Source organism: Acinetobacter sp. NRRL B-65365, from assembly GCF_001605865.1.
GTDB lineage: Bacteria > Pseudomonadota > Gammaproteobacteria > Pseudomonadales > Moraxellaceae > Acinetobacter > Acinetobacter vivianii.
This window is the reverse complement of sequence record NZ_LRPD01000008.1, coordinates 46,369-65,135: the sequence shown is the minus strand read 5'-3', so window position 1 is coordinate 65,135 and position 18,767 is coordinate 46,369. Positions and strand designations below refer to the sequence as shown.

Sequence of the window (18,767 nt, the reverse complement as noted above, 5' to 3'; positions counted from 1 at the left end):
GCAAACGTCCAGAAGAGCATGGCTTACTCTATGATTGCTGTTCCATAAGCAAACACTTCAACCATGCCACCTTGCATCCCTAATTCTGTGGTACTGAGGCGAACCCCCATAATTTGTTTAGCACCCATGGCATGTGCTTCTTGCTTGAGTCGGATTACCGCTTCACGGCGTGCGCGCTCAACGACGCTTTCATAGCTGACCAGACGACCCCCAAAGAAGTTTCGAATGGATGCCAGTACATATTTAAAATAATCATGAGAGATCACCACATTACTGCTGATCATTTGCCCAGATGCTGTGGTTTGTACAAAGCGATTGGTATCAATCCGAATATGGGCGAACTGTCGTTCTTTTTCATCCAGTTCACGTAAGTGTTTCTGCTCGATATGGCGACCAAAGCCCCAACCCACAGCAAAGAGAATCAGAAAAAGAACAATCTGAAAAATTAATCCTTCCATACGATTGCCTATGCACCGAATGGATCTGGGAGTTTAGGTGCAACAGGCTGAACCACGACCGCTGTTCCATAAACAAATAACTCAGAGGCACCTTGGGCAATATTCGATGTCGAGAAACGAATTCCGACAATGGCATTGGCACCTAAAGCTTGTGCCTTATCAATCATACGTTGGGTCGCTTCTTGGCGTGATTCTTCTAATAGTTCGGTATAGCCTGTCAGTTCACCACCGACGATATTCTTTAAACCCGCCATGAGGTCACGTCCGACATGCTTACTGCGGACGGTGCTGCCATAAACCACATCAAGTTGACGTAAAATTTCATGGCCGGGTACAGATTCTAAACTGCTCAGTAACATAGTATTTTTCTAAATCATCAATATTTCAGTCTTTGAAGATAAGAAATATTCGCAATTGTTGCAATAAAAAAGCTCACCGAAGTGAGCTTTTTTATCTGCAAAATCAAATTATTTTGCGTAGTGCTGTTCTGAGCTTGAAGGTTGGTGCGTTACAGTCTCGCTGGTCGATGCTTTTAAGCCACCACCAAGCGTTTTGTAAAGTTCAACCTGATTGTTCAGGTCAGCTTGTTGTAATAACAACAAACCTTGTTCCGCTGAGTAAGCAGAACGCTGAGCATCTAACACAGTCAGGTAACTATCAATACCAGCACGGAAGCGGGCATTTGAAAGTTTATAGGTCGTATTGGTTGCATCAACCAAACGGCGTTGAGCGGTTAAACGATCACCAATGTTAGCACGTGTAGCCAATGCATCATTCACTTCACGGAAAGCTGATTGTACTGACTTTTCATAGTTAGACAGGGCAATTTTCTGATCTGTTTCAGAGATTTTGATATTGGCCTTACGTGTACCCCAGTCGAAGATTGGAATATTCAGACTTGGGCCAATTGACCAGAGACCATTGGCTGATTTGAATAAATCACTCAAGTCAGTCGATGCATAACCCGCAGAACCAGTGAGGCTAATGGTTGGGAACAGTTGTGCTTTCGCAGCACCAATATTCGCACCCGCAGCACTTAACTGGTATTCAGATGCTTTGACATCTGGACGGTTGTTCAGTAGGTCACTTGGTAAACCAGCGCTTAATACACCTTGTTTCGTGATACGTGCAACTTGCTGTTGCGGTAACAGATTCTGAGGAACCTGCTGGCCCACCAGTAAGTTCAACAAGTTTTGTGCCTGAGCAATCTGGGTTTTGTAGTTGGCAACATCATTACGTGCTGTTTCAACTGAAATCTGTGCCTGACGCACAGGAATTTCACTATCAATACCGACATCAAAACGTTTTTTGTTCAGGTTAAACGAATCTTGTTGTGCTTTTAGCGTCTGATCCGCAAGTTTAAGTTGTGCGCTTGCAAATGAGTAAGTTAACCAAGCCTGAGTGACTTGACCAATTAAGCTGATTTGCGTTGCATCACGTGAACTTTGTGTCGCGAGATAGCTATCTAGTGCTGCATCTTTCAGGCTGCGTACACGACCCCAGAAGTCTAGCTCATAAGAAGTCAGACCTAAGCCAACCTGATAGGTTGAATACGGGTTGTTTGGATCACGGGTAGGGGTGACCTGACGAACGGCACTACCACTTGCCCCAATAGTTGGCAACTGGTTGTTTTCCGAGATCTGGTATTGCTGCTGAGCTTTTTGGATATTCAAAGTAGCAGTACGTAAATCACGGTTATTGGCAAGCGCCATATCAATCACTTGAAGTAAGCGCTGGTCAGCAAAGAAATCTTTGTAACCTTGTTCAGCGATTGATTTTCCAGAAGCATTGCCATAAGAGGCGAAGCTTTCAGGAACATCTGAGCTTACAACAGGCTCTGGCCCGCGCATGCTTTGGCAGGCAGCCAAAGAAAGCGCGAGTGCAGAGATTGCAATGCCACGACTGGAAATAGACCATACAGTTTGCATCACGATCAATGCTCCTGAGTATTTAAAGTTTTAGGTTTGTACTTAAAGATACTACGAATCCACACGAAGAATACAGGGATGAAGAAGATACCTAAAAGTGTTGAAGAAATTACGCCACCCAGTACACCATAACCAACCGAGTGTTGGCTACCAGCACCCGCACCGCTTGCAAGGGCTAATGGCAATACACCAAAACCGAAAGCAAGAGTCGTCATGATGATTGGACGTAAACGCATTTTCGCCGCATGTAAAGTTGCTTCAAACAGGTCTTCACCTTGTTCTTGCAATTCTTTGGCGAACTCTACGATCAGAATGGCGTTCTTCGCTGAAAGACCAATTACAGCAACAATCGCAACCTGGAAGTAGATGTTAAAGGATAAGTTTGGATCTCCTTTAATAATCATACCTAACCAAGTCAATGTGAATGCACCGACAATACCTAATGGTACAACCAGTAACACAGACACAGGTACTGACCAGCTTTCATATAAGGCAGCAAGACACAGGAATACGATCAATAATGAAAGAACCAATAATGGCGCTGTCTGGCTACCAGAATCACGTTCTTCTAAAGATAAACCACTCCATTCATAGTCGAAACCTGTTAAGCCCATTGACGGTAACTTACCAATAATTTCTTCCATGGCGATCATTGCATCACCAGAGCTGACGCCCGGCGCAGGTGTACCTTGGATATTCACAGATGATACGCCGTTATAACGCTCTAGACGAGGAGAACCATAAGTCCATTCACCCTTGGCAAAACCAGAGAATGGAACCATTTCACCTTTGTTATTACGTACATACCACTTGTTTAAATCTTCAGGCATCATGCGAGTATTCGCTTCACCCTGAACATAAACTTTCTTCACACGACCACGGTCAACGAAGTCATTGATATATGAACCACCCCAAGCCATGCTCATGGTCGTGTTAATATCTGCAAGGCTGATACCCATTGCACCAGCTTGTGCTTGATCAATCGTGATCTGGTACTGTGGTGTATCTTCTTGACCATTCGGACGAACACCTGCAAGACGTTTGTCTTGTGATGCCATACCTAATACTGCATTACGTGCAGCAATCAGTTTCTCATGGCCTTGACCGCTTACATCCTTCAACTGGATATCGAAACCAGACGCGACACCCAATTCAGGCATTGCAGGTAACTGTAATGGCATGATGTACGATGCATCTTTCACAATCATGTTCAATGCCATACCACGTTGAATAATGGCACCGATCTGTGATTCAGGCGATGTACGCTCGCTCCAGTCTTTTAACTTAATAAAGGCAAGACCCGCGTTTTGACCCACCCCCGTGAATGAGAAACCAGCAACGGTAAAGATTGAATCTACACTGTCTTTTTCTTTATTCAGGAAGTAGCCCGTCATGGTATCAATGACTTTATCTGTACGTTCCAAGCTTGCGCTCGGTGGTAACTGAACTAAAGTCATGACCACACCTTGGTCTTCTTCTGGCAAGAATGAAGATGGCAACATTTTGTAGATGCCGACCAAAGCTGCGATTACCGCAATATAAAGTACCCCAGAGAATAACTTGTGGTGTGTCATACGATTGACACCACCTTGGTATTTCTCTGCAACTTTTTCGAAGCTACGGTTAAACCAGCGGAAGAAACGCGCAAAAATGTTATTGCTTTCTTCTTTGTTTGGATCATGTTGCTTTAACAGGGTCGCACACAGGGCAGGGGTAAAGGTCAATGCCACGATCAAGGAAAGGATCATCGCCGTAACCAACGTGATAGAGAACTGACGGTAAATTACCCCAGTCGTACCACTAAAGAATGCCATTGGTACGAATACCGCTGTTAATACACTGGTAATACCCACCAGAGCACCAGAAATCTGACTCATTGACTTTTCAGTCGCAGGAATAGGTTCCAGATGTTCTTCTTGCATTACCCGTTCAACGTTCTCGACCACAACGATGGCATCATCCACCAGAAGACCGATGGCAAGTACCATGGCGAACATGGTCAAGGTGTTAATCGAGAAACCGAAAATATTAATGACTGCAAATGTACCGAGTACAACTACAGGTACAGCCAGTGTTGGAATAATCGTTGCGCGCCAGTTCTGCAAGAACAGGAACATGACGATGAATACCAAGACCACTGCTTCAATCAGTGTATGTACAACACTCTCAATTGACAGACGAATAAATGGTGTCGTGTCATAAGCAAGCTTGTCTTTTAGACCAGTTGGATAGTTATGACGTAACTCAGATAAACGTTTTTCAACTGCTGCTGCGGTATCAAGTGCGTTGGCACCTGTTGCAAGTTTGATTGCAACACCACCCGCAGGGCTACCGTTGAACTTCGAATCAAATTGATAGTTATCTGAACCAAGTTCTACACGCGCAACATCACCTAAACGAACCTGTGCACCATCTGATGCATTTTTCAGGAAGATGTTTTTGAATTGCTCAGGTGTTTGCAACATGCTTTGTGCATTCACTGTCGCATTCAGCACTTGACCAGCTGTTGATGGCGCACCACCGAGCTGACCGACTGCAACTTGCGAGTTTTGTGCACGAATTGCGGTTGCAACATCGGTTGGTGTCAGTTTGAAGCTCGTGAGTTTTGCTGGATCTAACCAGATACGCATCGCATATGAGCCACCAAAGACTTGAAGTTCACCCACACCTGCAACACGGCTAAGCGGTTCAGAAATGTTTGAGTTTACATAGTCTTTAATGTCAGAGGCAGAAAGCGTGTTATCTGGAGAATAGAATGCAATAACCTGTAAGAAGCTGGCACCAGACTTGGTCACTTTTACACCCTGACGTTGTACATCTTCAGGCAAAAGTGCTGTTGCAGATTGTAGTTTATTTTGAACCTGAACCTGTGCGATATCAGGATCGATACCTTGTTCGAAGTTCAAGTTAATCGATGCTTGACCATTACCCGCACTGTTCGATGAAATGTAACGTAAACCATCAAGACCATTCATTTGTTGTTCAATGATCTGGGTAACGGTATTTTCAACAGTTTGAGCAGAAGCCCCAGGATAAGTCGCAGAGATCGTTACCGTGGGGGGGGCAATTGTCGGATATTGTGCAACTGGCATTTTTGTAAGCGTGATAATACCCGCCAACATAATGACCAGTGCAATCACCCAAGCGAAAATTGGGCGATGGATAAAGAATTGAGCCATGCAATCTACCCCTTAAGCTTCTGAAGTTGCTTTTTGTTCAGCTTTTGGTGAGTTGGCTTGCTTTTGTTGTTCAGCTGCTTTTGGCGCTGCATTTTGACCTTCAGCTGCTTTTGGTTGATAAGGTTTTACAGACACTTCCTGTCCTTCTTTGACCTTAGCGACACCGTCAACAACAACTTTATCACCAGCCTGTAGGCCATTTGTCACAATCCAGTCCTGACCTTTCACACCAGCAGTTGTGATTGGACGGGTTTCAATCGCACCTTTAGCATTTACAACCATTGCAACTGCTTGTCCTGTTGGTAAACGAGATACCGCTGCTTGTGGAATCAGGTAAGCGTTTGGCAAAATTCCTTGCGAAATCTTGGCAGTTGCATACATACCTGGTAATAACAAATGGTTTGGATTCGAGAAGACTGCACGTAAAGTCACAGTACCTGTATCTGGATTCACACTTGCATCAGAGAATGCCAACTGGCCTTCTACAGGGTATTCAGACCCATCTTCAAGCGTGATTTTGACACGGGTATTGTTACTGTTATTCAAGCTGCCTTTGCTCAGTTGTTGACGAAGACGCAATAACTCAGCACTTGATTGATTGATATCAACATAGATTGGATCAAGCTGTTGAATCGTTACCAATGGATCGGCCTGATTTGCAGTTACCAATGCACCTGGTGTCACCGAAGAACGGCTAGACTGACCAGAAATTGGTGCACGAACAGTTGAGTAGCCCAAAGTAATCTCAGCATTTTTCAATGCTGCCTGAGATGCTGCTACATCTGCTTCGGCCAATTTTACCTGAGCATTGATATCGTCGTATTCTTGTTTAGAAACTGCATTGGTTCCTACAAGTTGACGATAACGGCCTTCTTTTACGCGTAAAGCATTTAAATTCGCTTGTTGACGTAATAACGCCGCACGTGCATTGTCTGCAGTCGCACGGTTGGTGTTTGCATCAATTTGATAAAGTGCTTGACCAGCCTGAACGTAGCTACCTTCAGCAAATAATCGTTTTAAAATAACGCCGCCTGTTTGCGGACGAACTTCTGAAACTTGATAAGCAGAGGTTCGACCTGACAGTTCGACATTCTGTTCAACGCTTTGTGGTTGAGCAACAATGACACCAACTTCTGGAGGTGGCATTTTTTGAGCAGCAGCAGCTTGCTGTGCATCTTTAGGATCTTTGCTACAACCAACAAGCGCAATGCTTGTTGCTAATGCGCAAGCAGTTAGGGCAGGAGCCCAAAGCTTAGCCGACATCATTATTCCACCTCAATTTAGATTTTTTATCTAAAAACAAATTGTTGCTGAAAGTGCTTTGATACAGCCCAAACCAAAGCAACGCAGTCCAAATCAACCCAATTCCCCAACCGGCAAGAACGTCAGTTGGGTAGTGAACCCCCGCATAAACTCTAGATATCCCCATGAAAATAAACCACAAAGTAGATACTAAAATGACACTGGTGCGATATTTATGTTGTCGACATAACAACATGGCTAAACTCGCAAGGGTTGCAGCATAAACGCTATGGGCACTTGGGAAGGATGCGCCATAACTTTGAACCAAGTGATAAAACTCCATTGGTCTCGGCCGATCAATGCTCCATTTCAGAAGCCAACCAATCACAATACTGCCGCTCACACTTAAAGAGATGAATGTCACATTCCTATAATTTTTAATCCAGATTTGGTAAATACACAAAAATGTCGTTAAAAATAATAGAAAAGGCATGCCACCCAGACGGGAGAGCAGAATTGTCACATGGTTAAGCGTAAATGAACGGTGCTCAAAAAAAGCTTGAACACTAAAAAGGTCTAAAGTTGATGCGTTGGAATTCATTAGTCCAATCGCACCGAATCCTAAAAAAAAGCAACCAATACAAAGCAATAGGTACGGCATGCGCTACTCATTATTTGCTTAACCATTATTCAGGGTTGTTGAGTGTTGGAAAGTGTACTCGCGAGTACACTTTTGGTCAAGTCTTGAAATTTTATGATAATTTCATTTTGATGTTTTTTTAAGGTTCAGTAAAAAAACATAACAAAATTTGATGTATATCTCATTTTGGGTTTTAAGTGATTATTTGGCATTTGACAGTCCTTTCTCTATTTTTTGACCATATCAAAACCCATAAATTCTGACATTACATCTTTAAAAAATAGGTCATAAAAGGGCAGTCTTCTTTCTACCAAACTTAAGTTAATCTAAAAAATCCAGTTCAGATCTGAATCATCTCATCCAGAAGAAACATTGATATTGGAACTGAGCAATGATTTCTTATTTAGCAATTAAGGTTGGGGGAAATCAGTCCATTAAAACTATTTTTGGCGGCTTGATTATATCCAAAAATAGTTCAAATGTTAGACTTGTAGTTTGCTTACTTTTCTGTACAAAGTTAATGAGATGATGAGGTGTTTTTAGGCTGTTCTGCCACTTCAACCGGTTGCTTCGGCGGCCAGAAAAAATCACTTGGTCGGGTCAGGAAGTGAGTCAACACTAATTTAGCCAGTGGTGTCCATTGCGCAAAACGAACACGGCGTGCGCGTAACGCAACAATAATGGTTAAGGTAAAGCTGACAAATAAGTTGGTTAAACCAATCAACATGACGCCGAGGAATGACACGATAATCAGACCGATATCTGGATTACCAATGGTCATCAAACCCTGAATAAAGTTCGCCGAAGCAAAGGCAATATGGCGGATATCCAATGGTAAGCCGAGGATAAACCCGATTGTTCCCATACTTCCCAGCATGATCCCGAACAGGAAATTACCCGCCAAGGCACCCAAATTAGTTTCAATATAGCTGGCAAATTTATCTAAGCGTTTTTGTCCCATCCAGCGTTTTAGACGTGGGTGCTGTCGTAGACGTGGCCCTACTTTACGGTAAACTGCCAGATTATCAAAATAGCCAGCGATCAGACCTGATAAAAATAGACACACACCTGCAATCGCCGCATGAGGCACTGCTAAAGAAGTGAAGGGGTTGAGACTGTGTAAAAGCTTTGCCGATTTGGCGTGGTTAAGTAGCGGCTCACCCAGATTGTATTGCCATAAGAAAGTAATGAGTGCAGCCGTTGGAATCGCAATTGAAATATTCCCCAAGATCGCGATGAACTGGGTTCGGATAATATTAATAATCAATGCCGCCAACTCAGCAATCTGGGCGGTTTTACTGCCTTTTTGTTGCTGTACCGTGGTGGCAAGTGCGGCAGCCGTCATGGCTGGCTGTTTGGTTGCAACCGTAAAGTGCAACACATGAATCAGCAAAAAACCCAGTGAGTAATTCATACTGAACAGGAAGGCTTGCATTAAAGGTGCAAGAACCAAGCGAGCAGTCAAAATTTTAAGAGTTGCCATCGTGGCGATAATCACGCCAGCCCCAGCCGCTGCTTTGTACATGCCAAAGAAGCCTGCTTTGTCCGTACTTACATAGTGCTCACCAGTTTTACTGGCATTTTCAGTCACCTGTAAGGCAATGAGTTCACTGGTTGAGCTTAATAAATGACGGACACTTTTGCCCTCATAGTGGGCTTTGGTCAAATCGATAATCAATTCGCCAAGTGCGGTATAACGTGCTTCAGTTTTGCTGGCCAACAGGGTCAGCAGAAGTTCAATCCGATCGAGCGACTGTTCAAGTAAGGACAGGAGATAGGTCAAACTGATACTGACCCCGATGCGCTTGGTCGCACGGCGTATTTTTAATACCACCTCACGACATTGATCCAGCATAACAAAAGCTTGTGATGCATCGGGTGGCGGTAAAACGACAACTGCATCCTGATCTTCAATCTGTTTTTTATATTTTTCAATAAACTCAATGATGTCGCGGTTTTGTACCAGAAAAGGCGATTCATATTCGGTAATATCGGGCTGAGCATTAATAAACTCAGGATACAGGCCAATTCCGCTAATTCGATAAGACAAAACAGTAATGGCTTTGATCAGCTCATTTTTGGAAATTTGCTTTGCAATGGTATTGCTTTGACTCTCAGCCAGTAAATTAAATAAGCTAATCCAGTCCTGATCATCAATCAGATCAAGCCATTCACTATCATTTTCCTGATGGAAGACTTTACCCACCAAGGTTTTGAGTTGTTGTCCATCTTCAACTAAGGGAAGGAAATGCGCACCTAAACGTTGCCCTAGCTGATTCCAGAAACCATCAAGTGAAAGAATACCGCTATCGGCATATAAACTAATCTGTTTGTACTGGCTAATCAGTTTGAGTAAAAAGTTTTGTAGCAGAATTGCTGAAGTCGGGGTGAGTAATAATATTTTGATTAGTGCATGAATACGTTGTTTGACTTCATCCGCATCATTTGGGTTTTCTGGGCGGATACGATTGACCAGTTCAATCAGGAGATTTTCGTCAAGAACAGCTTGAGGTTGGTCAAGCTGTTCCTGCATTTTTAAAAAAAGATCAGATAAAGTTAAATGCATAAGCAGTCAGAAAATTATTGTAGTCGATGTAAAGCCATGAGCGTCAAATTGATCAGTGCTTGGCGATATTCATTATCTGGTAGCGCCTTCAATGCCTCTAAAGCAGCATCTGTTTCTTGCTGAGCACGTTTTTGACAATATTCCAGGCCACCAGAGTGATGAACAATCTCAATCACTTTGTCCAGTTGCTCAACACCACCCGTTGCGATACTGCGACGGATAATCGCATGATCATCACCTGTTGAATGAGCTAATGCTGAAATTAACGGTAAAGTCGGTTTACCTTCCATTAAATCATCACCGATATTTTTACCTAATGTTTCTGCATCAGAGGTGTAATCCAGAATATCATCGATGATTTGAAAGGCATTGCCAAAATGACCTGCGAAGCGGCGTAATGGTTCACGGTATTCTTCAGTACCTGCCAAAATTGCTGCACCTTCGGTCGCAAGTTCGAACAAACGTGATGTTTTGCCGTGAATAATTCTTAAATATGTTTCTTCAGTGGTCTCTGGTTGATGCTGGGATTGAAGTTGTAGCACTTCACCTTCAGCAATTTCGCAAGTACCTGTTGAGAAATCTTTGAGTAGGGTAATGTTATTTAAATCGACCAATAGATCAAACGCACGTGCAATCAGGAAATCACCCACTAAAACGGCAGTCTGATTATTCCATGTCGCGTTAGCAGTTGGGCGGCCGCGGCGCAGGCTTGATTCATCCACCACATCATCATGTACCAAAGTTGCGGTATGTAGCATTTCAATTACCGCAGCCAGATGCTGTGCTTGTTGCATATTGGCTAAACCACAGGCGCGAGCTGCAAGTAAACACATAATTGGACGCATGCGTTTGCCGCCAGCTTCAACAACATGTTTACTGACTGACATGACCAATCCGACTTTAGAGCTAATTCCTTCATTGATCAGGTGATCCATCGCAGCAAAATCTGTCGCAACAGGGGAGAGAATGTCTTGCTTAAAATCGATAACCATATGAAGAAAAACCTCGTATAGATGGGTAATGCTGCCAAGTGTAGCAATTAATCTATGACTAAACTGTTATATAGACTGTGTAATCCGCTATTTAAAACACGATCATGAACTCTTTGATCTTAAATTAGACAGAAATAGGGCTGTTCCCACCAAGTGCCATTACTTTACTCACGACGGTACAAAACACAGTTTGTTATTGTCATAATTTGTTTTAAAAAATGTATTTCAAATTTTGACGGGAATCAATCAAAAAAGTCCGCCATCAATCTAATTGATTTTACTTGAAAATCCAAGCAAGTTATCAATATGTGGGCATTTATGCAAAATAACTTGTTGTTTGAGCAATTTTCACTTAAAATTTGTCCCCTTGTATAACCCCAGTGGCGTTCGTCTTAAGATCGATATGTCCCTTTATCGGCACGACGACACGGGCAAGTTGGAGTACATTATGTACGCAGTAATCCAAAGCGGTGGTAAACAGCACCGTGTTGTTGAGGGTGAAACCCTTAAAGTAGAATTATTGAAAGCTGAAACTGGCGCGACTATTACGTTTGATGACGTATTAATGGTTGTTAACGGTGACAACATTCAAATCGGTGCTCCAGTTGTAGCTGGCGCAAAAGTAACTGCAGAAGTAGTTGGCCATGGTCGTCACGACAAAATCCGCATCATCAAAATGCGTCGTCGTAAACACTACCGTAAGCAACAAGGTCACCGTCAATGGTTTACCGAGTTGAAAATTACTGGTATTGCAGGCTAACACGAGGAGTAAATAGACATGGCAACTAAAAAAGCCGGTGGATCGACGAAGAACGGTCGTGATTCGAATCCTAAGATGTTGGGTGTTAAAGTTTACGGTGGTCAAACTGTAACTGCTGGTAACATCATCGTTCGTCAACGTGGTACTGAGTTCCACGCTGGTGCAAATGTTGGTATGGGCCGTGACCATACTTTATTTGCTACTGCTGACGGCGTAGTAAAATTTGAAGTGAAAGGTCAATTTGGCCGTCGCTATGTAACTGTTGAAGCTTAAGTTTTAATAGTTCAGAAGAACCCGCTTTTAGCGGGTTTTTTTATGGGCGATTTATGGGAAATATTAAAGTTCAGTTAGGCTGGGGGCTGAAACAAGAAAATAAGTAAAAAAGTTGCTTTTTGATCCTTACAATCTCTACATAAAGGTCGCAACTTCATACATAATGCAGAACTTTGCGACACGAACTACACAAAACCCGTTCTTTTCTTCATTTTTTTAATGATCAAAAACAGTAAGATGTCGGCATAACAGTAGAAATCTGATAGAAGGTTCTTTTTATGAATTTCGTAAAAAAAATGGCTTATGCTGCAACGTTAAGTGCAATCACACTTGCTCCTGTTGTGAGTAGTCAGGTATTTGCTGCACCTGTCGCGGCATCGGCTCAGCAAGCAACAAACAGTCTGGTTCAACAGTTATCTGGCTTGCAACGTTTCACCGCAGATTTTGAACAAAATACAAAAGTTGCAAACAGCAACGGTAATAAAGCCACACAGAAAAAAGGTTTGACCGCTCAACATATGAATCAGACCTTTAAAGGAACGATGAAAGTTGAACGTCCAGGAAAGTTTTATTGGGAAACAACAAGTCCTGCAAAACAAACCATTGTGACCACAGGTAAAGTGGTGTGGATTTACGATCCTGATTTACAGCAAGCTGTACGTCAAAGTCTGGATGACCAAATTGCAAACACACCTGCATTGTTGTTGTCGGGCAATACCAACCAGATTATGCAGTCTTATCGCGTGACTCAGCCAGATCGTAGCAAACTGTATTACACCTTATATCCAAAACAGGAAGATGGTGCATTCCAGAGCTTAACGATTAGTTTTGGTGCCAATAAAGCGCCGAACTTGATGGTATTGCAAGATTCTTTAGGCCAAACGACGTATGTGCGTTTCAGCAATATTAAAGTGAATCAGTCGATTCCAGCCTCGGTGTTTAATTTCACACCGCCTAAGGGCACCGACATTATTGATCAGTAATCACTGAGACCGAGAAAAGCCGCACATGTTGCGGCTTTTTTATGTAAGGGAAAGCTGGATACATTTCTTAATTTCTTCTGACAGCAAGGCTTTGTATAGTGAAGGAAAACATCTGAGACATGCATAACGATGAATACTTCACAATTATCAAAACTTGTTCCAATTCTCCCTATTCTGACCGTTGTTGCATTGGCTGGCTGTCAACCTAAACAAGAGCAGAAAGCGACGACAGAAAAAGTGGATATTCCATTGATTCATGCAAAAGTAGTACCGGTCAAACTTCCAAAGCAAAAAGTCTGTCTGGAAGATGGCTGTACCAGTTATGACTTGCAAACGGTTGAAACCAATCAGAAATGGATTGATGAATATTTTGTAAATCGCATGAAAAAAGCTGAACCGAATGCATTTGCAAACTTGACGGATCAGCCTGTTAAGGCGCCTGCGGACGAGGCGGCACAGAATGAGAGCAGTACTTATGTGCGTTTTGTAAGTCAGAACTATAATCTGGCGACATTTGCGATTCAAAGCTACTCTTATTCAGCAGGAGCAGCACATGGCATGTCACATCAAGAGTTTGTGAACTTTGATTTGACCAATAAAAAACATATCACGGTGAATGAGCTGCTTAAACCTGATATGAATACCAAGCTGCGTGATGAACTGTATGCCGCAAATCAGAACTGGCTAGAAGAACATAACATCAAGAAAGAACAATTGCAGGTTAGCGATAACTATTACTATGGCGTGAACGGGATTGTCTTTGTTTACCCACTGTATGAGCTGGCTTCTTATGCTGAGGGAATGAGTGAATTGACCTTGCCATATTACGCTGCCAAAGAGTTTGTGAAAGCAGAATACTTGCCGAGCTTGCCAAAAGATGCGGGCTAGTTTGAGTGCAGCCTCTACATATCGTGTCTAGAGGCTGCACAAGCGCTGTATTTTTTTAGGTTTAAGCCTTACACTATAGCCAGTTTTTTCCTCTATTCATGATTGATTATGATCGACCCAAAATTACTTAGAAATAATATCGAAGCAGTCAATGCTGCTTTGGCAAAACGTGGTATTCAGTTAAATGTGCAAGAATGGGCTGATTTAGAAGCTCGCCGTAAAGATTTGCAATCCAAAGCTGAAAACTTACAAGCAGAGCGTAATGCTGGTGCTAAACAGGTTGGTCAAATCAAAAAATCGGGTGGGGATGCTTCTGAAATTATGGCGCGTATGGCTGCCATTGGTGATGAAATCAAAGCTGCTGAAGTTGCTTTGGCTGAGTTACAAGCTGAACTTGAGCAAAAATCTCTCGCAATTCCAAATTTGCCAGATGAGTCTGTTCCATTTGGTAAAGATGAGAGCGATAACCTTGAAATCTTGAAGTGGGGCACACCACGTCAATTTGATTTCGAGATCAAAGACCATACCGATCTTGGTGAAATGATGGGTGGTCTTGAGTTCGAAACAGCGACCAAATTGACAGGTTCACGTTTTAGCGTATTGAAAGGACCTTTGGCGCGTTTACAACGTGCTTTGACTCAGTTCATGCTCGATACCCATACCCTTAAAAATGGTTATACCGAAGCCTATGTACCGTATTTAGTTAACGCTGATACGCTACGTGGCACAGGTCAATTACCAAAGTTTGAAGAAGACTTATTTAAGCTTCAGGGTGAAAAAGAGTATTACCTGATTCCGACTGCGGAAGTACCAATTACCAACTTTGTACGTGATGAAATTATCGATGCGGATCGTTTGCCGCTGAAATATTCTGCACATACGCCATGTTTCCGTAGTGAAGCGGGTTCTTATGGCCGTGATACGCGTGGTTTGATTCGTCAACACCAATTCGACAAAGTTGAAATGGTGCAAATCGTAAAACCAGAGCACTCTATGCAGGCACTTGAAGACTTAACTGCACATGCAGAGGGCATTTTGCAGGCACTTGGATTACCCTATCGCAAGATTTTGCTCTGTGGTGGTGACATGGGCTTTGGTGCGGTTAAAACGTATGACCTAGAAGTATGGGTACCGAGCCAAGATACTTATCGTGAAATCTCAAGCTGCTCAAATATGGGTGATTTCCAAGCACGTCGTATGAAAGCGCGCTACCGTGTTGATCAGAAGAAGATCGAATTGGTGCATACTTTAAATGGTTCTGGCTTGGCAGTTGGTCGTACCTTGCTTGCAGTGATGGAAAACTATCAACGTGCTGATGGTTCAATCGAGATTCCAGAAGTTTTACGTCCATATATGGGCGGTGTTAGCTACATCGACTAAACTTTGCATCGATTTTGTGCATAGTTTTTGCTTTAGCTCAATCAGATTGAAAATATAGAGGCGTCACGTGGAAATTTTCCCAATCTCTTTAAAGTTGCAACAGCAACGTTGTCTGATTGTAGGTGGTGGGCATATTGCATACCGCAAAGCAAACTTGTTGGTCAAAGCAGGTGCAATTGTTGATGTTATTGCACCTGACATCATTCCTGAATTACATCAGCTTGTTGAGCAATCGATAGGGCAATATATTCAATTGCCTTTCTCTGAAAATGTTCTGACAACAGCCTATCGCTTAGTGATTGCGGCAACAGATCAGCCTGACGTTAATAAAAGCGTATTTGAACAGTGTGAACAGCGCAATCTGCTGGTGAATAGTGTCGATGATATTCCACATTGTCGTTTCATGGTGCCTGCGATTATTGATCGTTCGCCCTTGGTGATTTCAGTGGCTTCCAATGGCACATCGCCTGTTTTATCCAGACAATTGCGTACCCAAATCGAAACCATTGTGCCGCATGGGATGGGCAAACTGGCTGAGTTTTCTGGTCAATGGCGTAAGCAAGTCAAAGCCAAAATTGCCAATCCTGATGAGCGCCGTATCTTTTGGGAAAACCTGTACGCCAGCCCACTGAAAGAGCAGGTCTTTAATGACAATCTTGATGTTGCCAATGATCTGATTCAGCAAGCTTTGACTGAATGGACGGCACCGAAAGGTGAGGTGTATTTGGTCGGCGCGGGGCCGGGTGATCCTGAGCTTTTGACTTTGAAAGCATTGCGTTTAATGCAGCAAGCGGATGTGGTGATTTACGACCGTCTCGTATCTGCGGCCATTTTGGATTTGTGCCGCCGCGATGCTGAAAAGATTTATGTCGGTAAAGCTCGCTCTAATCATTCGGTTCCACAAGATGGCATCAATGCTTTATTGGTGGAATATGCACAGCAAGGTAAACGTGTATGCCGCTTAAAAGGTGGTGATCCATTTATCTTTGGTCGTGGTGGTGAAGAGATTCAGGAACTGGTTGAAGCCAATGTGACTTTTCAGGTCGTTCCCGGTATTACCGCAGCTTCGGGCTGTTCTGCGTATGCAGGCATTCCACTCACCCATCGTGATTATGCGCAAAGTGTACGTTTCTTGACAGGACATTTAAAAGAAGGCTCGCCTGAGCTACCTTGGAATGAACTGGTCTATGAGAACCAAACGCTCGTTCTATATATGGGGCTGGTCGGTTTGGAGCGCATTTGTGAGCAATTGATTGCACATGGTCAGCGTCCAACTATGCCTGTGGCTTTAATTTCAAAAGGCACCACACCTGATCAAAAAGTAGTGGTGGGTACATTGGCGGATATTGCAACTAAGGTATCTGAACATCAAATCGTAGCGCCAACTTTAACCATTATTGGTGAAGTGGTCAGTCTACGTGAACAGTTAAAATGGCAATCCCTCCCAACCTCCATTTAAAAAAGGGAGGAGTCCCCCTCTTTAAAAAAGAGGGGCTAGGGGAGATTTTAAAGTAGAGAAAATTTGTGATTCATGTCGTCCTATACGAGCCTGAAATTCCAGCGAATACAGGTAATATCATTCGTCTATGTGCCAATACAGGTGCGCAACTACATTTAGTCAAACCTTTGGGTTTTGAGCTGGATGATAAAAAGTTGAAACGTGCAGGTTTGGACTACCACGAATGGGCAAGAATGCAAATTTGGGACAATATCGAGCTTTGCCTTGCTGATTTAAAAGCGAAGGGGGTGGAGCATGTCTTCCCATTGACGACTAAAGGCAGTGCGACACCGCATACCGTCGATCTGAATCGTCCAGTTGCCTTATTGATGGGGCCTGAAACACGTGGTTTACCTGAACAGGTACGCCTGATGTTCCCGCAAGAGCAGTGGATTCGTTTGCCAATGGCGGAAAACTCAAGAAGCTTGAATCTTTCCAATGCGACAGCCGTGATTGTCTATGAAGCATGGAGACAACAAGGTTTTAAACAACTTTAAGTTCGCAGCTTAGAGATCACCATAAGGGCTTGCAACCACCAGCGTGTAACCATTGAGGTCTCTAAACCAGATCTCCCGATGATGTGCATTGGGATTGTATTTAGGGCCTTCTAAAATTTCGACTTGATGGGTTTGTAGATTTTGTACAATCTCATCAAATCGATTGCTTTCAAACCACAATAAAACGCCGTTGCCAATCAGTCGCTTGGGATCACCAATATGTGGATGCTCATGTGCTTGCCATTGATGCAACTGCAACACCATACGTTGTTCAAACAGTAACTGTTCATATTCTTTGCCGCCATGACCACTTTCTAGGCCAAGTATTGTCTGGTACCACTGACTGGTTTTCTCAACATCTGCTACTGCAATTAAAGGTTGTGGATACATATTCGTACCTCATTGTGTTATTCGATTTCTTGTTCTTGTATCGAATCAAAATGTTGTTGAGCATAGATGACTTGTTCGATATTACTTTCAGCCCAATCTTTTAATTGATACGCCATTTCTGCAACTTCTAAGCCGAGTGGAGTGAGTGAGTAATCAACCCGAATCGGTGCGGTATTCTGGACTTGCCGTTGAATAAAGCCATCACGCTCCAGCATTTTGAGCTTCTGAGACAATACTTTAGGCGAAATGCCTTGAATACTTTTTTTCAGTAAATTGAAGTGCTGAGTCTCTCGGGCAAGCACATTGATAATCATTAAAACCCATTTATCTGCAATTTTTTCAAAAAATAAACGTGCAGGACAATGTTGTTGATAAATATCATATTTTAATGCCTGATTCATTTTAAAACCCTCAAATTTTTCAACTGATGATCCCTAGTTACCAAATGGTAACTAATTGACACCTAGTTTCTAAAATATATCATTAAATCGAACTTTTTAAAAATTCTGGATAAATCCATGACAAAAATTGCGGTTGTATATTTCTCTGGCTATGGTCACACCAAAGTGATTGCTGAAACCTTTGCTGGTGCAATTGATGCCTCTCTGATTGAAATTGATCAGAATGGTGAGATTACTGAACAAGACTGGCAAACGCTTAATGACGCACAAGGTATTGTTTTTGGTGCACCAACTTATATGGCAGCAACGCCGTGGCAGTTTAAGAAATTTGCTGATGCTTCTTCTAAAATCTGGTTTACCCGCGGCTGGCAAGATAAGGTTTTTGCGGGCTTTACCAACAGTGCGAGTTTGAATGGTGATAAGCAAGTTACCTTAATCCAGTTACAAACTTTGGCGTCACAGCACGGTGGCATTTGGGTGAGCTTGGGCTTGTTGCCAGCCAATACTAAAGCGGCTAAACGCGAGGATATTAATAATTTGGGTGGTTCAGTTGGTTTGTTGGTTCAGTCACCGTCAGATGCCAGTGTCGATGAGATTCCAACAGGTGATTTAGAGACTGCGAAGCTTTATGCTCAACGTGTGAAAGCAATTGTTGAAAAGTTGCATGGTTAAAATGAAAGATAATAAAAAAG

18 protein-coding genes are annotated in these 18,767 nt (G+C 42.9%); 8 read left to right on the top strand and 10 right to left on the bottom strand.

The window, feature by feature from the left end:
• Window positions 1–23 precede the first annotated feature (23 nt).
• From AWW72_RS05675 to sdsA, 8 genes are all read right to left on the bottom strand, one after another.
• On the bottom strand, window positions 24–458 hold the full coding sequence (locus AWW72_RS05675) for a YbjQ family protein (protein WP_062846676.1): 435 nt from the start codon (window positions 456–458) through the stop codon (window positions 24–26).
• Between the two features lie 8 nt (window positions 459–466).
• On the bottom strand, window positions 467–817 hold the full coding sequence (locus AWW72_RS05670) for a YbjQ family protein (RefSeq protein ID WP_004775220.1): 351 nt from the start codon (window positions 815–817) through the stop codon (window positions 467–469).
• Between the two features lie 108 nt (window positions 818–925).
• Complete coding sequence (adeK, locus tag AWW72_RS05665; protein ID WP_004775217.1) at window positions 926–2,386, bottom strand: multidrug efflux RND transporter AdeIJK outer membrane channel subunit AdeK; 1,461 nt, start codon at window positions 2,384–2,386, stop codon at window positions 926–928.
• Window positions 2,387–2,391: 5 nt separating this feature from the next.
• Entirely contained in the window at window positions 2,392–5,565 is a 3,174-nt protein-coding gene (gene adeJ / locus AWW72_RS05660; protein ID WP_062846675.1) for a multidrug efflux RND transporter permease subunit AdeJ, read from the bottom strand.
• A 12-nt stretch (window positions 5,566–5,577) separates the two neighbouring features.
• A complete protein-coding gene (locus AWW72_RS05655; protein WP_047429598.1) occupies window positions 5,578–6,831 on the bottom strand; it encodes an efflux RND transporter periplasmic adaptor subunit in 1,254 nt (417 codons plus the stop codon).
• Window positions 6,818–7,468 carry a phosphatase PAP2 family protein gene (locus AWW72_RS05650; protein ID WP_004775212.1) on the bottom strand — a complete coding sequence of 217 codons (651 nt, stop codon included), beginning with the start codon at window positions 7,466–7,468 and terminating at the stop codon, window positions 6,818–6,820. Before AWW72_RS05650 ends, AWW72_RS05655 begins: the two co-directional genes overlap by 14 nt.
• A gap of 496 nt (window positions 7,469–7,964) precedes the next feature.
• Window positions 7,965–10,013: a site-specific recombinase gene (locus AWW72_RS05645; RefSeq protein ID WP_062846674.1), complete on the bottom strand. Its 2,049-nt coding sequence runs from the start codon at window positions 10,011–10,013 to the stop codon at window positions 7,965–7,967.
• Window positions 10,014–10,027: 14 nt separating this feature from the next.
• Window positions 10,028–11,005, bottom strand: a complete 978-nt coding sequence (gene sdsA / locus AWW72_RS05640) for an All-trans-nonaprenyl-diphosphate synthase (protein ID WP_004775209.1) — start codon at window positions 11,003–11,005, stop codon at window positions 10,028–10,030.
• Between the two features lie 448 nt (window positions 11,006–11,453).
• On the opposite strand from sdsA, the gene rplU reads away from it, so the two are divergent.
• The 7 genes from rplU (at window position 11,454) to AWW72_RS05605 (ending at window position 17,284) form a co-directional block, all read left to right on the top strand.
• A complete protein-coding gene (rplU, locus tag AWW72_RS05635; protein ID WP_004652230.1) occupies window positions 11,454–11,765 on the top strand; it encodes a 50S ribosomal protein L21 in 312 nt (103 codons plus the stop codon).
• An 18-nt stretch (window positions 11,766–11,783) separates the two neighbouring features.
• Window positions 11,784–12,038 (top strand): 50S ribosomal protein L27, encoded by a 255-nt coding sequence (rpmA, locus tag AWW72_RS05630; protein WP_004640422.1) that lies wholly within the window; start codon window positions 11,784–11,786, stop codon window positions 12,036–12,038.
• A 278-nt stretch (window positions 12,039–12,316) separates the two neighbouring features.
• Window positions 12,317–13,021, top strand: coding sequence for an outer membrane lipoprotein periplasmic chaperone LolA (gene lolA / locus AWW72_RS05625; protein WP_004775207.1), 705 nt, complete (start codon window positions 12,317–12,319; stop codon window positions 13,019–13,021).
• Between the two features lie 123 nt (window positions 13,022–13,144).
• A complete protein-coding gene (locus AWW72_RS05620; RefSeq protein WP_032863965.1) occupies window positions 13,145–13,909 on the top strand; it encodes an RsiV family protein in 765 nt (254 codons plus the stop codon).
• A gap of 108 nt (window positions 13,910–14,017) precedes the next feature.
• Window positions 14,018–15,289, top strand: a complete 1,272-nt coding sequence (serS, locus tag AWW72_RS05615) for a serine--tRNA ligase (RefSeq protein WP_005259226.1) — start codon at window positions 14,018–14,020, stop codon at window positions 15,287–15,289.
• 67 nt (window positions 15,290–15,356) lie between these two features.
• On the top strand, window positions 15,357–16,748 hold the full coding sequence (gene cysG / locus AWW72_RS05610) for a siroheme synthase CysG (RefSeq protein ID WP_062846673.1): 1,392 nt from the start codon (window positions 15,357–15,359) through the stop codon (window positions 16,746–16,748).
• Window positions 16,749–16,813: 65 nt separating this feature from the next.
• Window positions 16,814–17,284 (top strand): tRNA (cytidine(34)-2'-O)-methyltransferase, encoded by a 471-nt coding sequence (locus tag AWW72_RS05605; RefSeq protein ID WP_004669235.1) that lies wholly within the window; start codon window positions 16,814–16,816, stop codon window positions 17,282–17,284.
• Window positions 17,285–17,293: 9 nt separating this feature from the next.
• Here the strand turns inward: AWW72_RS05605 and AWW72_RS05600 are convergent, their stop codons facing one another.
• Both AWW72_RS05600 and AWW72_RS05595 read right to left on the bottom strand, forming a co-directional pair.
• The gene (locus AWW72_RS05600; protein ID WP_062846672.1) at window positions 17,294–17,674 is read right to left on the bottom strand and encodes a VOC family protein; all 381 of its coding nucleotides are present in this window, start codon (window positions 17,672–17,674) and stop codon (window positions 17,294–17,296) included.
• Window positions 17,675–17,691: 17 nt separating this feature from the next.
• Window positions 17,692–18,075, bottom strand: coding sequence for a winged helix-turn-helix transcriptional regulator (locus tag AWW72_RS05595; RefSeq protein WP_005259219.1), 384 nt, complete (start codon window positions 18,073–18,075; stop codon window positions 17,692–17,694).
• A 117-nt stretch (window positions 18,076–18,192) separates the two neighbouring features.
• On the opposite strand from AWW72_RS05595, the gene AWW72_RS05590 reads away from it, so the two are divergent.
• The gene (locus AWW72_RS05590; RefSeq protein ID WP_004775200.1) at window positions 18,193–18,747 is read left to right on the top strand and encodes a flavodoxin family protein; all 555 of its coding nucleotides are present in this window, start codon (window positions 18,193–18,195) and stop codon (window positions 18,745–18,747) included.
• The last annotated feature ends 20 nt before the right edge of the window (window positions 18,748–18,767 follow it).

Excerpts from the sequence above, each read along its gene's own strand:
- sdsA (WP_004775209.1), bottom strand. The coding sequence starts at position 11,005 with ATGGTTATCGATTTTAAGCAAGACATTCTCTCCCCTGTTGCGACAGAT.
- AWW72_RS05655 (WP_047429598.1), bottom strand. The coding sequence starts at position 6,831 with ATGATGTCGGCTAAGCTTTGGGCTCCTGCCCTAACTGCTTGCGCATTA.
- adeJ (WP_062846675.1), bottom strand. The coding sequence starts at position 5,565 with ATGGCTCAATTCTTTATCCATCGCCCAATTTTCGCTTGGGTGATTGCA.
- AWW72_RS05675 (WP_062846676.1), bottom strand. The coding sequence starts at position 458 with ATGGAAGGATTAATTTTTCAGATTGTTCTTTTTCTGATTCTCTTTGCT.
- AWW72_RS05650 (WP_004775212.1), bottom strand. The coding sequence starts at position 7,468 with ATGCCGTACCTATTGCTTTGTATTGGTTGCTTTTTTTTAGGATTCGGT.
- AWW72_RS05645 (WP_062846674.1), bottom strand. The coding sequence starts at position 10,013 with ATGCATTTAACTTTATCTGATCTTTTTTTAAAAATGCAGGAACAGCTT.
- rplU (WP_004652230.1), top strand. The coding sequence starts at position 11,454 with ATGTACGCAGTAATCCAAAGCGGTGGTAAACAGCACCGTGTTGTTGAG.
- AWW72_RS05590 (WP_004775200.1), top strand. The coding sequence starts at position 18,193 with ATGACAAAAATTGCGGTTGTATATTTCTCTGGCTATGGTCACACCAAA.
- adeK (WP_004775217.1), bottom strand. The coding sequence starts at position 2,386 with ATGCAAACTGTATGGTCTATTTCCAGTCGTGGCATTGCAATCTCTGCA.
- lolA (WP_004775207.1), top strand. The coding sequence starts at position 12,317 with ATGAATTTCGTAAAAAAAATGGCTTATGCTGCAACGTTAAGTGCAATC.
- AWW72_RS05600 (WP_062846672.1), bottom strand. The coding sequence starts at position 17,674 with ATGTATCCACAACCTTTAATTGCAGTAGCAGATGTTGAGAAAACCAGT.
- AWW72_RS05670 (WP_004775220.1), bottom strand. The coding sequence starts at position 817 with ATGTTACTGAGCAGTTTAGAATCTGTACCCGGCCATGAAATTTTACGT.
- serS (WP_005259226.1), top strand. The coding sequence starts at position 14,018 with ATGATCGACCCAAAATTACTTAGAAATAATATCGAAGCAGTCAATGCT.
- rpmA (WP_004640422.1), top strand. The coding sequence starts at position 11,784 with ATGGCAACTAAAAAAGCCGGTGGATCGACGAAGAACGGTCGTGATTCG.
- AWW72_RS05595 (WP_005259219.1), bottom strand. The coding sequence starts at position 18,075 with ATGAATCAGGCATTAAAATATGATATTTATCAACAACATTGTCCTGCA.